A 12,889-nucleotide genomic window follows, 5' to 3' on the forward strand; every position below is an offset into this window, starting at 1 on the left:
GCTGGGGAACGGCGTCGCGGAGAAGTTGTGGACAACTCGGCGGCTGTGGACAGGTTGAGATCTTGGAGCGCCTGGGAACGGGGGTTTGTCGGGGGTGGGTGCTAGGTTGTCGCGCTTCGGCCCCTGGGGGCCGAAGCGCGACACGACATCAGAACGTCTGGAACAACGTGCGCCAGCCACCGACGACCGGCAGTTCCACCGACGTCCGGGCCAGGTCCAGCGACAGACCGGTACCCGGCTTCGGGCGCAACGTGTAGTCGTAGTCGCTGGAGATGACCACGAACTCGAGCCGGTGTCCCGCCTGCAGGATGTAGTCGTCCGGCACGATCGGCACGGCGACGTCGTAGAACTTGCCGGGCTTGATCGGCGTCGTCCTGTCCGGCCGTTCCCGGTTCTGCGGGTCGGTCGAGCCGCGCGTGATGACGTGCGACCTGCCGTCCGGCGCCCGGTCGACGAGCAGCGTCGTCACGTTCGCCGCGGGACGGTCGAACGCCACCCGCAGGTGCGCGGTCGACTTGCCGGACAACCGCAACGGCTTCTGCGTCGGCTCGGAGGCATAGGAAAGCCGGTTCGGGGAAGTCGCCTGGTCGATCAACGACTCAGCCGTCTTCGTGGCGTCGTCGGTCAGCTTCTCGACGCCGAGGCCGGGCCAGATCCCCAGTCCGCCCTTGGCAGATCCACCCGCGGACAGCCGCAGCCGCACGTCGGACGTGCCTGGCGCCGGCCAGTCCTTCTCGTCGACCCACGTCTTGTCCTCGCGCTGGATCGTCGCCTTCGGTTCCTTGTCGACGCCGTTGCGGTGGCCCCAGAGGTACTGGGTGAACCAGCGGTTCAGCGTGCGGCGCCACTCGACCGAACGCAACGCGTCAGCGTCCGTGTGCCCTGACTGGTGCAGCCAGATCTTGTGCGGCACACCAACCTTCTTCAACGCCGAGTACCACTGCTCGACGTGCGTCATCTTGACGTTCCAGTCGTTCAGCCCGTGTACCGCCAGCACGGCCGCGCGAACGTTGCGGACGTCGTTCATGTAGTTCCGCTTGTCCCAGAACTTGCTGTAGTCGCCGGTGATCCGGTCCTGGTCCTTCGCGATCTCGGCGATGATCGGCTTGCAGATCTCCCTGTCCGCGCGCGTGTAGACGTACTCGGCGAGCACGTCGGCGTCTTCGCCCTGGAACGTGCCGGGCGCGACGACGGCGCCGTCCGCGCGGTAGTAGTCGTACCAGCTGGAGATCGCGGCGATCGGCACGATCGCTTCCAGGCCGCGTACACCGGTGGAAGCGACGGCGTTGGGCAGCGTTCCGTTGTAGGAGACGCCAATCATGCCGGTCTTGCCGGTCGACCAGGTCGCCTTGATCGCCTCGCCCGTTGCGGTGCGAGCTGACGCACTGCCGTTGAGCCAGTCGACGACGACGCGCGCGCCGACCGTCTCGTTGACGTCGCCGGTCGTGGGGCAGCCCGTCGACTTACCGGTGCCGAGCGATTCGGCGTAGACGACGGCATAGCCGCGTGCGATGAAGTAGGCCTCGTAACGACCCGACGTGATCGGGTTCGGTCCGAGGGCGGCGGTGATGCGTTCGTCGGAGGAGGACTTCAACAAACGGCCGTTGCGCTTGTCCGGCACGTAAAGTTCGACATCGACGTTGTGGTTGGCGACGTCGTTGCCGCCCGAGAAGTACGGGCTGACCATGTACACGACCGGTACTTTGAGGCCACGTTCGGTGGCGCGCGGCCGGACGACCTCGGTGTAGACCTCGTCGTCCATGCCGTCGCGATCGCTGTCGATCGGTGCCCGGACCCAGAGGCTCTCCTTCACCACGTCCTTCGGGTCGAAGACGGGTTGCGCCTCGCCGTCGGAGAAGACCGGTCCTTCGGCGGCCTGGGCCGTCGTCGGCAGGAAGGGCAGGACAAGTACCGCTGTCAGCAGTGCGACTCTTCGTGCGCCCCTCACGAGGCACCCCCAATGCAAGGCCAGATACAGGGATTCGCCCTGCACCCTTCCTCTTGACTGCAAGACATGTCACCCGTCGATCGGCTCTTGACCTGAGAGCATGGGCCGTGCACATTTCCGACTTCGCCCACGCGCTGCCGAAGGCCGAGCTGCACGTCCACCTCGTGGGCGCGGCTTCCGTCGACACCGTCCTCGCGCTCGCCCGCAACCACCCTGACGGGCCGGTCCCGACCGACGAGGCCGCGCTGCGGAAGTTCTACGAGTTCACCGACTTCCGGCATTTCATCAACGTGTACGGCGTCGTCAACGACCTCGTCACCACCGGCGAGGACGTCCGCACCCTGGTCGTCGGATACGCCCGCGACGCCGCGCGAACCAATATCCGATATGCGGAGCTGACGATCAGCGCGACAAGTCACCTGCGGGCGGGTATCGCACCCGACGAACTCGTCGAGGCTTTGGCTGCAGGGCGCGAGGAAGCGCTCGCGGTCCATGGTGTGGCGCTGCAGTGGATCTTCGATGTGCCTGGCATCTGGGACCGCGACTGGGGCATGACGAGCGCGCGGTTCGCGTCCGAGTACCGGCCTGAGGGGCTGGTCGGGTTCGGGTTGGGCGGATTCGAGTCGGACTCGCCGAGGGCGAAGTTCCGGGAGGCGTTCGCGATGGCGCGGGACGCGGGATTGCACATGGTGCCGCACGCCGGCGAGACGACGCCGCCCAGCGAGATCTGGGCGGCGCTGCGCGACCTGCACGCCGAACGGATCGGGCACGGCGTCAGCGCGGTGCGGGATCCCGAGCTGCTGCGGCATCTCGCCGGCGAGGGCGTCGTCGTCGAGGTGTGCCCGACGTCGAATATCCGCACCGGTGCGGTGAAGGCGCTGGACGAGCACCACTTGCCGCAGCTCGTGGAAGCAGGTGTGCCGGTAACGATCAGCACCGATGATCCCGGCATGTTCCACACCGATCTCGACCGTGAGTACCTGTTGTGCCACGAGCGGTTCGGGTTCAGCCGTGACGAGCTCGCCGGCTTCGCGCGGGCCGCCGTGCGCGCCTCGTTCGCGCCGGTCGAGCTCAAGGACCAGTTGCTGAAGGAGATCGACGCGCTATGAGCGGTGCGGTTGTGGTGACGACGACCGTCGACTCCGCCGAGGTGGCGGAGTCGCTCGCGAAGGGCATCGTCGAGGCACGACTCGGGGCGTGCGTGCAGATCGTGCCGATTCGCAGCGTCTACCGGTGGGACGGCGAGGTGCGCGTCGACGCGGAGTGGCAGTGCGTTGTGAAGACGTCCGCCATCCGCGCCGACGAACTCGTCGAGCACATCAAGACCAACCACAGCTATGACGTGCCCGAGGTCGTCGTCACCCCTGTGGTCGGGGGCAACGACGACTACCTCGCGTGGGTCTCAGAGGAGACCTCGTAGGTGACGCGGCAACGGTTCGGTGTGCAGGACGCCGAGCCGTTGCGTCGCCCTCGTCAACGCCACGTACAACTCGCTCGGCAACATGCGTTGCGGTTCGACTACGAGGACGACGTCGAACTCCAGGCCCTTCGACGCGCGCGGTGGCATCCAGCGGTCGCCGATGACGGCGATCGTGCGTCCGTTGCACGCCTCGGCGTGCGCGTGGAGTTCGTCGTGCACGGCCGCCGATATATCAGTCACACGACGGGCCCACGGGCGCACGCCGGTCCTGCGCACGGACACCGGTGCCGACGCGTCGGGGTCGACGAGCTTCAGGACCGGCGTGGCGACGGCCATGATCTCTCCGGGCGTGCGGTAGTTGACCTCGAGCCTGCGGTAGGTGAACCGCTCGAACATCGAGCCCCAGCTGCGGACGCCGCCCGCGGCCTGACGCTGGGCCAGGTCGCCGACGATGGTCATGGACCTGTTGGGGCACCTGCGCATCAGCACGCGCCAGTCCATTGCAGACAGTTCTTGTGCCTCGTCGACGACCACGTGGCCGTATGTCCACGTGCGGTCCTCGGCGGCGCGTTCGGCGAGAGTGCGGTGGTCGCGCACCTCGTGCCGAGCGGCCAGCACCTCGGCGTTGACGAAGTCGGTGACGATGTACTCGTCGCTGTCGGCACGCTTGTCGATCGACAGGACGTCCATGACGCCGCGGGCGTACTCGAGCTGTTCCTCCTCTTCACGCCGCGCCGCCTGTTCCGCCGAGCCGTCCGAGCCGAGCAGTTCGGCGAGTTCGTCGAGCAGCGGCACGTCGGACACCGTCCACGCTTCGGCGTCCTCCCGGTACAGCTCCGGCACACCGATCCTGAAGCAGCGGCCCGCGTACAGGTCGGCGAGCAACTGCTCCGGTGTGAGCAGCGGCCACAGCCTGTCGACAGCGTCGCGCAACACGGTGCTGTGGCGGAGTTCGTGGCGCACGTCGTCCTCGATCTCCGGCCAGTCGACGCCGATCAGCCGCAACGCCGGCGCGACGAGTTCCTCGGCGAGCGCGAGGAAGAAGTACTTGCGGGCGGCGTTGTGAGGCAGTCCGTAGTAGCGCGTCTTCTCGCGCGCGACGGCAGTGACGTGCGCGTCGAGCGGGACGACGACATCCTCCAGCTCGATCTCGACGGGCTCGTCGGGAAGCTCCTGCCGGTCGGCGACGGCGACGGCGAGCAGATCCAGAACTGATATATCGCCTTTCAGTCGTTGCAACGACGGGGTGTCCTCGACGTAGGTGAAGACTCCGGGATAGAGCTCGCCGGGCGTCGCGAAGACGACGTCGGTCTCCCCCAGCGACGGCAGGACGTCGCCGATGTAGTGGAGGAAGCCGGTGTTCGGCCCGACGATCAGCACACCGTGCCGCGACAGACGTTCGCGGCGCGTATACAGCAGGTATGCCACGCGGTGCAGGGCCACGGCGGTCTTGCCGGTGCCGGGACCACCCTCGATCACCAGCACGCCGGGACTCGAGTAGCGGATGATGTCGTCCTGCTCGGCCTGGATGGTCGAGACGATGTCGCGCATCGTCGCGGTCCGCGGCGCGTTGAGGGCGTCGAGCAGTGCGGTCGTGTCGGTCAGCAGTTCATCGTCGTGGAAGTCGCACAGTTCCCGGTCACGGACGCGGAAGTGCCTCCGCAGCACGACGCCTTCCGGATTCGCGGCCGTCGCGGTGTAGAACGGCCGTGCCGCCGGTGCCCGCCAGTCCAGCAGCAGCGGTTCGAAGTCCTCGTCGAACAACCCGACGCGTCCGATGTAGGTGCGTTCGCCCTTCTCCGAGTCGATGCGGCCGAAGACCAGCCCTTCCTCCGCCGCCCGGTACTTCCCGACCTCCCTGGTCAGCACGCCGACCGCGGCTTCGCGGTCCAGCCTCTGGGTGACGGTGTCCCGCAGCACGGCCGCAAGGTCAGCGGCCGCTTTGTTCCGTTCCTGATCGAGCTTTTCATACAGAGAGGTGATCCGTGCCTGTTCGCTCGCCAACACCTTGCCCCCTGTGATACAATAATTCTGTCTTCCCGGAAAATTCATTCCGAAAATACAAAGCCATTCTTTGTATCACGGATCCGTCGTGCACGGAACCCCTTTGCGATCCCCTGAGCTGCCATGACCTGACCTGCAGCGGCGGCAACGTCATCGCAGCCGGATCCACCAGTGCTTCGACAGGAATTCGCACCCGCCCAGCTGCGCAACCTCCGACAATTCGTCGCACGGCACCTGAAATGTACGATCCAGGGAAAGCGGTTCGTACTGCAGAAACCGGGAGTGGATGTGGTCGGAGCATGAAGCTGGTCATCCTCGGCGGCGGCGGTTTCCGCGTACCGCTGGTATATCGCGCCCTGCTCGCCGACCTGTCGCCCGGCCGCGTCACCGAGGTCGTGCTGCACGACCTCGACGCGACCCGGCTCGCGGCCGTCCGCGGTGTCCTCGCCGAGTTCGCGGCTGATATATCGGATACGGCACCGAACCATGTCGCCGTGACGGCCACGACGGACCTCGACGAGGCGGTGCGCGGCGCCGACTTCGTGTTCTCCGCGATCCGCGTCGGCGGGCTCGACGGGCGCGCGGCCGACGAGAGCGTCGCCGCGGGGTGCGGTGTGCTCGGGCAGGAGACAGTCGGTGCCGGCGGCGTTGCATACGGGCTGCGTACCGTGCCTGTAGCGCTCGACATCGCACGCCGTATCTCAGTGCTTGCGCCAGACGCGTGGGTCATCAACTTCACCAACCCCGCCGGCATGGTCACCGAGGCGATGTCGGCACATCTCGGCCATCGCGTCATCGGCATCTGCGACTCCCCCGTCGGGCTCGGCAGGCGGGTCGCACGCGCTGCCGGCGTCAGCCTTGACGACGCCTGGCTCGACTACGCCGGGCTCAACCATCTCGGCTGGCTGCGAGGCGTGCACGTGCACGGGCGCGATGTGCTGCCGGACCTGCTCGCCGACACCGAACGGGTGGAGTCGTTCGAGGAAGGCAAACTCTTCGGTGCCGACTGGCTGCGGACACTGGGCGCTGTCCCGAACGAGTACCTGCACTACTACTACTTCACGCGTGAGGCGGTGGAGTCCGGCGCGTCGCGCGGGGCGTTCCTGCTGGAGCAGCAGAAGCAGTTCTACGCGGCACCGTCGCTGGAGACATGGGAGCGGACGCGCCTCGAACGTGAGCAGACGTACATGGCCGAGACGCGCGACGACGAACGCGACACCGACGACCTCGACGGCGGCGGCTACGAGCGGGTCGCGCTCGATCTGATGCACGCCATCGCGTCCGACAAGCGAACCACTTTGATCCTCAACGTGCCGAACAGGACGACACTGTCCTGCCTGGACCCCGACGCCATCGTCGAAGTACCCAGCCTCGTGGACGCCAACGGCGCCCGGCCCGTCGCGGTCAGCCAAGTGCCGGACGAGGGCGTCGGGCTCGTCACGGCGCTGAAGGTCGTCGAGCGCGCCACCATCCGGGCGGCGGTCAGCGGCGAGCGCGCACACGCGGTGAAGGCACTCGCACTACATCCGCTGGTGGACTCCGTCAACGTCGCCCGCAAGATCGTCGACACCCATCCCCTGTTGTTCGGACGGAACATCGATTGATGCCGGGGCGTCGCCGGCGTCTGGAGCCGCGACGTCACGCAGGCGGACCCGCGAAACAGCTGTTCGGGTTCGCCGACTACACGGACCAGATGGACAACTGGTTCGCCGAACTCGCCGGCCGTTCACGGCGTGACCAGCGCCTGACTCCGGGGTCTGATGCCGAGTGGTGGCGTTCTTAACTACGCTCGACCGCAAATGGACACCACCACCTCTCGCCGCGTGCCGCTCGTGATGGGCATCGCCGTGCTCGTGCTGCTGCTGGACCAGGCCACGAAGTTCTGGGCCGAGAGCGCCCTGACCGGTCGCGCGCCCATTCCCGTGCTCGGGGAGTTCCTGCAGCTCAGGCTCCTCTACAACCCCGGTGCCGCGTTCTCGATCGGCGCGGGGTCGACGTGGATCTTCACCATCGTCGCGGCCGTCGCCGTCGTGCTGCTCGCGCGGTACGGCATGCAGCCGCAGACCAGGCTGCGTGCGGCCGCGCTCGCGTTGATGCTGGGCGGCGCGACGACGCACCTGCTCGACCGGCTGTTCCGGCCGCCGGGCTTCGCACGCGGGCACGTCGTCGACTTCATCGACTACAACGGCTGGTTCGTCGGCAACGTCGCGGACATCGCGCTCGTCTGCGGCGCGATCCTGCTCGTACTGCTGAGCTTCACGCCGACGAAGCAGCCTGCCGCGTGAGCGTGTCGGCGCGGCGGGTCGTCTCCGGCAGCCGGTAGCGCGGAGCGAGACGCAGCACTTCGGCGCACGCCCGGTCCAGGTCGATCTTGTGGCCGACCGACACGAAGACCGGTTTCACGCCGTCCTGCGTCCGCAACGCCCTGCCGACGACCTCGTCGTCCATGACGAGGTCGCTCGTCGACCCGCGGGAGTGGCCGGGCGGGTCGAACGTCCCCATCGCGTTCTTCGCGACCCCGATGCTCGGGATGCCCGTGTGCACGCCGAGATGGCACGCCAGACCGAACCGGCGCGGATGCGCGAGGCCCTGACCGTCCGCGACCAACAGGTCTGGCGCGACCGTCGCCCGATCGAGCGCGCGCAGCAGCACGGGCATCTCCCGGAACGCGAAGAGCCCGGCAATATATGGGAAGTCCGTCGTGTCCTCGACGACGACCTCGTCGAGGACGACCAGCGTTTTTGCATCGAACACCACGCAGACGCCCGCAACCGTGTCATTGCTACGGTAGCCGACGTCCAGGCCCGCGACGGTGTCTATGCGCAGGTCAGGGGCATTGGCGGTGATCACCTGGGTGCGCAGGTGTTCTTGCAGGGCGACTGCGTCTTCAACCGTTCTGGGCCACTCCACGGGCGACAGTGTGCCGTGACGCGTCGTAGTGGGCGGCGAGGAGGTCGTCGCCAAAGTCACCCGAATGACGACGCCACACGGTGTGGACGTGGTTGGCCTCGTTGGCCGTGTTGTCGTACTCGATGAGCAGTTCTGGGCCTTGGACGCGGTAGTAGTGGCCCTCGCCGCGGCGCAGCGAGCCCTCCCACGAGAAGTGCAGGCGTTCCGGGTCGATGCGCGCGAACTCCTCGTCGGCTAGTTCGAATGCGAGCCGGTCGAGGTAGAAGCGGACGATGTCGACGAGCAGCTCCGCGGCGGGCTTGCCGAGTTGCGCCGGGGTCACGCCGACCGGCTCGGACGGGCTGATGCGCGGGGAGTTTCCGCTGCGGATGTCGTGCGGCGCGGTGTCGGACACGACGGCGAGGCGGCGGGCGGTCGGGCCCATGCGGTCGAGGAGTTCGCGGGCGAGTTCCTCTTCGAGCCGCAGTGGTTGGCCCACGACGTGTCCGCGATACGTGACGCGCGCGGGGTTCGCGCCGAGGAAGAACGGTGTCGCCGACACGCGTCCGTCGGCGACGACGACGTTCACCGACAGGTGGTGCCCTTCGACGCGCCATCCCCACGGCTCGTCGCCGCCGGGCGTGCCGAAGAGCACCGTCCAGAAGTCGCCGCTGTGCCGGTCGCGGTGCCCGCCCTCACGATGGTCGAGCACGTCTTCCAGTGCCATCACCGCCGCGGCCTGCGCATAGGCGTGTGGACTGAGGACGGTCGCGAGCATTCCATGTACGGCCTTGCGCTGGTCACGCCGGAGGTCGCCGAGCACGAGGCCTGGTCGTGTACCGGGCGTATACGCCCAGCGGTGTCTCAGATCGTCATCGGTGACCGCGCGAACCGCGTGTTCGCGCTGGTCACCGCTGAGCAAACTAATATATTGGTGCGTGGCGTCAGCGACGTCGTGCAGCATCATTCGAACTTATAGGCCTTGAGGTTGCGCAGCAGCAGGTAGCAGTTCTGCAGTGCGCCCGAAGTGTCGCCGAGCGAGCGGTAGATGCCCCACTTCGGGCGCAATCGGTCGTCGAGCCACGTGTCGACGTTGTTCTTCGTCGCGTCGAGCACGGTGCGGCCACCTTCACGGACGACCCAGCGGACGCGCCCGGTGCCGTTGCCGACCTTGATCTCCACTTCGGTGTCGATCCACTTGTTGTGCAGCGGCTCGAGGTTCACCTCGCCGACGAGCACGTTGCCCTCGGTGACCTTGAACTCGATCTTCTGCACACCGCCGGTGCGGCGCAGCGACATGACCGTCACGGGCGCGGAGCCGAGACCCGGCATCTTCGTCTGCATGACGTGGGTGAACGACGTCGTCGACTTCAACGAGCTCGGGATGAACATGGAGTAGGTCCACTTCCACGTCTCACCGTTGTCGACCTCGAGGTTCTGGCCACCCGCATTCATGCCGCGGACCTCGTTGCGTTGCCGGTCGGTCGAGGTGTCCCGATCGCGGGTGTGCATGTCGAACCGGTAGTCGTTGCCCGACACGTAGATGTGCTTCGTGCCCGGATGCGAGCCGGCCCGGTCGTCCTCGACGCCCTCGAAGGCGCCGAGACCGTCCTTGTTCGCCTGCGGGCTCCACTTCAGCTTCCAGGTGGCCGCCTGCGCGACCCCGGAACCGGCCATGAGCAGCGGAACCGCCGCCGCCCCGCCGATCAACGCCGAACGCCGAGAGATCTCCACGCCCGTTCCTCCCCAACATCCATGGCGGCGGATTTAGGGAAAAGGTCTGCACCAACTCGGGTGCGGCCGTGATCACATCACTGACTGACTCGGGAGTCAATCTTCCGGCCGATCCTCAGGGTCAACGGCAGCAGCGCCAGCGGGATCAGCACCACCGCGACCAGTGAGATGACGTTGGCTACCTGGTCGGCGAACGGCATGTGCGACAGGTGGCCCAGGTGGAAGATCAGGTGCGGGACGCCGTACACGAGGCAGCCGACCAGTGCCGCCTGGGTCAGCGCGCGCTCCATCGTCACCGCGGCGAACACGAGGACCGCGCACAACGCGAGGTTGAGCGCTCCGAAGTCCCGGATCAGGTGTTCGTTGAACGGCGGGAAGTAGGCCAACCACTGGTTCGTAGGCAGCGGGAAGTTGTCGTAGAAGTGCTGCGGGGCGAGCAGTGGCCAGCCACCGGGGATCGCCTCAACGAGGGCGAGGAACGCAAGACCTGCGCGAAGGGTGCTCATGCCGTGGGGACGAGACAGGGTCTCGACTTGTGACCAGCGCTCGACCTGAGGCGGATCAGGTGTTAAAAACCTTACGTAATGAAGTTGCCACATGATGACGACGCCGTCTGGCGTGCCCTGGCGAACCCGCTGCGGCGGGCGATCCTCGATGTCCTGCGCGCCGGTCCGCGCACCACGAGCGAACTGGTGGACGCGCTGGAAACGAGCCGGCACGTCGTCATGCAGCACCTCGGTGTGCTCCGCGAGGCCGACCTGGTGCTCGTCGAGCCGCGGGGCCGGAAGCGGGTCAACCACCTGAATCCCGTGCCCATCCAGCAGATTCACCAGCGGTGGGTCGCGCAGTACGAACGGAACTGGGCAGCTGCGCTGGTCGGCCTGAAGCACGCGGTCGAGAGCGCCGAACAGGAGGATGAGGACGTTGGCTGAACCCGGCACCGAGCTGTTGCACAGCATCGTGATCGCCGCGCCGATCGAGAAGGTGTGGGCGGAGATCACCAAACTCGACGGCAAGCAGCGCGCCATGATGGACGCCGTCCTCGACTCCGAACTGACGCCGGGCGCGCCGCTGTACTACCGGTCGACCGATGGCAAACGGGTCTTCGTCGTCGGGCGCGTCGTCGAGGTCGATCCGCCGCGACTGCTGTCCCACACGCAACGGCTCACCATGCGCGACGACCCGTGGACCGTCGTTTCGTGGGAGTTGGAAGAGGTCGACGGCGGCACGCGCATCACGCTGCGCAACTCCGGCTGGCCCGCGGGCGTCGAGCGTCTCGACAAGGTCGACGCCACCTGGAAGGGCATCCTCGGCGCGCTCAAGCAGGTCGTCGAGTCCGGCGACATCGGTACCGGCCTGAAGCTCCAGTACGCCATGATGCGCGCCTTCATGTGGGCGATGCCGTCGGGAACCAAGACCGAGAACGTCCCCGAGCCGCCCGGCGTCGACCAGGCCATCTGAAACGCGAATCCTGTTTTAGCAATGAGTCTTTGGACTTCGTCGTCCAAAGACTCATTGCTAAGCAGCAGGTCAAGCGGGGGTTGGTTAACCGATATATTGGTTTCGGGGAAGTCGGCGTGGAGTGGGTCGGCAGTGGGCGCCGACGCCACCGAGGCGGACAACGCGGTGCGCGCCTCGGTGAACGTGTCGACTGGCAGCTCGGGGTGTCAGCCCTGGGCGATGTAGGCCTGCAGCTGGTCCTGCGACTGCTCCAACTGACCGATGCGACTCTTCACGACGTCACCGATGCTGACGATCCCGACCAGCTGGCCGTCGGACATGACGGGTACGTGGCGGAAGCGCCGTTCGGTCATCACGACCGTCAGGCTGTCCACCGTGTCCGACGGCGAGCAGGTGAACACGTCGGCGGTCATGATCGCCGACACAGGGGAAGACAGCAGGTCAGCGCCTGATTCGTGCAGACGGCGCACGACGTCGCGCTCGGACACGATCCCCGCCACGCCGGACGGGCCGACGACGACGATCGCGCCGACGTTGTGTTCGGCGAGCGATCTGAGCAGCTCGGACACCGGTACGTCCGGGTCGATCGTCGCGACCGCCGATCCCTTGGTCCGCAAAACGTCAGCGATCCTCACCTGGCGCCTCCGATCCTGTCGGTCCGGTAGCAACTCAGGCTAGATCGGATCCGGACAGAACGGGAGATCAAACCCGCATCGAGGCCACTAAGGGAGCAGGGGGCACGTTCGGACGAACGTGCCCCCTGCGGTGTCGCGCCCGGTTCGGCGTCGGCTACGCGGATCCACCGCGGCGACGGGCCATGAACTGGCGCGGCTGGACTACCGGCACTCGCTGCTGCGGCAGCGGGACGTGCGGGTTCTGGTCGGTCTTGGCCCGCTTCTGCGCGCGGCGCGCAGCGCGGTTGGACGGCTCGGGCGGGGTGGTCGCAGGCATGCGAAAGCCTCCTCGTGACGAGGGCGTGCAAGGACACGGCGGAAGACAGCCGTGAGTGAAGGACCCGCGGAAGGGTCACCGAGGCGACAGCTAGGTCGCGGAGCAGCGCCAAGAGCGCCGCGGGGCTTCATCAGATGAAGAACATGTCCGCAACGTTAGCGACGCGGCCGAGGCACGCCAACCGATTTATCCGCGGGCCCTCGCGGCGGCGGCGCCCGCGCCCAGCATCACCAGGATGATCGTCACCATCGCCCACTTGCGGGACTTCGTCAGCGGCGTGGTCTCGGGATCGAGCGAGAGGTCCTTGCGCGGTTCGGTCTTCTGGCGTGCGGCGCGGACCGGAACCGGTTGCGGTGCAACGGAAGAAGGCGGTGTCGTGGTGACCGGAGGCGGCGGAACGACCGGAACGACTGGTGCGGGAACGGGTTCCGGGGCCGGTGGCGCGGGAACGGCAGGCGGCGGGGGCGGCGGCACCTCGGGAC

General features: G+C 67.2%; 15 protein-coding genes. 6 read left to right on the top strand and 9 right to left on the bottom strand.

Features of this window, described 5'->3' with window-relative positions:
• Positions 1 to 148: 148 nt before the first annotated feature.
• A complete protein-coding gene (locus B0F77_RS45370) occupies positions 149 to 1,948 on the bottom strand; it encodes a Xaa-Pro dipeptidyl-peptidase (protein WP_086669252.1) in 1,800 nt (599 codons plus the stop codon).
• A 107-nt stretch (positions 1,949 to 2,055) separates the two neighbouring features.
• Between B0F77_RS45370 and add the strand changes: the two genes are divergently transcribed.
• Positions 2,056 to 3,057: an adenosine deaminase gene (add, locus tag B0F77_RS45375; protein ID WP_086669253.1), complete on the top strand. Its 1,002-nt coding sequence runs from the start codon at positions 2,056 to 2,058 to the stop codon at positions 3,055 to 3,057.
• Positions 3,054 to 3,368 carry a divalent-cation tolerance protein CutA gene (gene cutA / locus B0F77_RS45380; RefSeq protein WP_086669254.1) on the top strand — a complete coding sequence of 105 codons (315 nt, stop codon included), beginning with the start codon at positions 3,054 to 3,056 and terminating at the stop codon, positions 3,366 to 3,368. The genes add and cutA overlap by 4 nt, the downstream gene beginning before the upstream one ends.
• On the opposite strand, the gene B0F77_RS45385 is transcribed toward cutA, so the two are convergent.
• A complete protein-coding gene (locus B0F77_RS45385; protein ID WP_342746916.1) occupies positions 3,351 to 5,288 on the bottom strand; it encodes a helicase in 1,938 nt (645 codons plus the stop codon). The two genes, cutA and B0F77_RS45385, sit on opposite strands and share 18 nt — an antisense overlap.
• Positions 5,289 to 5,671: 383 nt before the next feature.
• Between B0F77_RS45385 and B0F77_RS45390 the strand changes: the two genes are divergently transcribed.
• Together B0F77_RS45390 and lspA are read left to right on the top strand one after the other, a co-directional pair.
• Positions 5,672 to 6,976: a 6-phospho-beta-glucosidase gene (locus tag B0F77_RS45390; protein ID WP_086669255.1), complete on the top strand. Its 1,305-nt coding sequence runs from the start codon at positions 5,672 to 5,674 to the stop codon at positions 6,974 to 6,976.
• Positions 6,977 to 7,171: 195 nt separating this feature from the next.
• Positions 7,172 to 7,657, top strand: coding sequence for a signal peptidase II (lspA, locus tag B0F77_RS45400; protein WP_086669257.1), 486 nt, complete (start codon positions 7,172 to 7,174; stop codon positions 7,655 to 7,657).
• Here the strand turns inward: lspA and B0F77_RS45405 are convergent.
• The 4 genes from B0F77_RS45405 to B0F77_RS45420 form a co-directional block, all read right to left on the bottom strand.
• On the bottom strand, positions 7,629 to 8,282 hold the full coding sequence (locus tag B0F77_RS45405) for an endonuclease V (RefSeq protein WP_245849500.1): 654 nt from the start codon (positions 8,280 to 8,282) through the stop codon (positions 7,629 to 7,631). The two genes, lspA and B0F77_RS45405, sit on opposite strands and share 29 nt — an antisense overlap.
• Positions 8,260 to 9,225: a DUF3500 domain-containing protein gene (locus B0F77_RS45410; RefSeq protein ID WP_086669258.1), complete on the bottom strand. Its 966-nt coding sequence runs from the start codon at positions 9,223 to 9,225 to the stop codon at positions 8,260 to 8,262. Before B0F77_RS45410 ends, B0F77_RS45405 begins: the two co-directional genes overlap by 23 nt.
• A complete protein-coding gene (locus tag B0F77_RS45415; RefSeq protein ID WP_086669259.1) occupies positions 9,225 to 9,995 on the bottom strand; it encodes a Tat pathway signal sequence domain protein in 771 nt (256 codons plus the stop codon). Before B0F77_RS45415 ends, B0F77_RS45410 begins: the two co-directional genes overlap by 1 nt.
• A gap of 77 nt (positions 9,996 to 10,072) precedes the next feature.
• A complete protein-coding gene (locus B0F77_RS45420; RefSeq protein ID WP_086669260.1) occupies positions 10,073 to 10,501 on the bottom strand; it encodes a hypothetical protein in 429 nt (142 codons plus the stop codon).
• A 78-nt stretch (positions 10,502 to 10,579) separates the two neighbouring features.
• On the opposite strand from B0F77_RS45420, the gene B0F77_RS45425 reads away from it, so the two are divergent.
• Complete coding sequence (locus tag B0F77_RS45425) at positions 10,580 to 10,927, top strand: ArsR/SmtB family transcription factor (protein WP_086669261.1); 348 nt, start codon at positions 10,580 to 10,582, stop codon at positions 10,925 to 10,927.
• Complete coding sequence (locus B0F77_RS45430; RefSeq protein WP_086669262.1) at positions 10,911 to 11,456, top strand: SRPBCC domain-containing protein; 546 nt, start codon at positions 10,911 to 10,913, stop codon at positions 11,454 to 11,456. The genes B0F77_RS45425 and B0F77_RS45430 overlap by 17 nt, the downstream gene beginning before the upstream one ends.
• Before the next feature lie 206 nt (positions 11,457 to 11,662).
• Here the strand turns inward: B0F77_RS45430 and B0F77_RS45435 are convergent, their stop codons facing one another.
• The 3 genes from B0F77_RS45435 to B0F77_RS49505 all read right to left on the bottom strand — a co-directional run.
• Positions 11,663 to 12,091 carry a CBS domain-containing protein gene (locus B0F77_RS45435; RefSeq protein WP_086669263.1) on the bottom strand — a complete coding sequence of 143 codons (429 nt, stop codon included), beginning with the start codon at positions 12,089 to 12,091 and terminating at the stop codon, positions 11,663 to 11,665.
• A 154-nt stretch (positions 12,092 to 12,245) separates the two neighbouring features.
• On the bottom strand, positions 12,246 to 12,407 hold the full coding sequence (locus B0F77_RS48445; protein WP_158103012.1) for a hypothetical protein: 162 nt from the start codon (positions 12,405 to 12,407) through the stop codon (positions 12,246 to 12,248).
• 186 nt (positions 12,408 to 12,593) lie between these two features.
• A partial coding sequence (locus B0F77_RS49505; RefSeq protein WP_211294367.1) for a hypothetical protein occupies positions 12,594 to 12,889 on the bottom strand: 296 nt, incomplete at its 5' end.

Origin of the sequence: Lentzea kentuckyensis, from assembly GCF_002150765.1 — a bacterium.
Classification (GTDB): domain Bacteria; phylum Actinomycetota; class Actinomycetes; order Mycobacteriales; family Pseudonocardiaceae; genus Lentzea; species Lentzea kentuckyensis.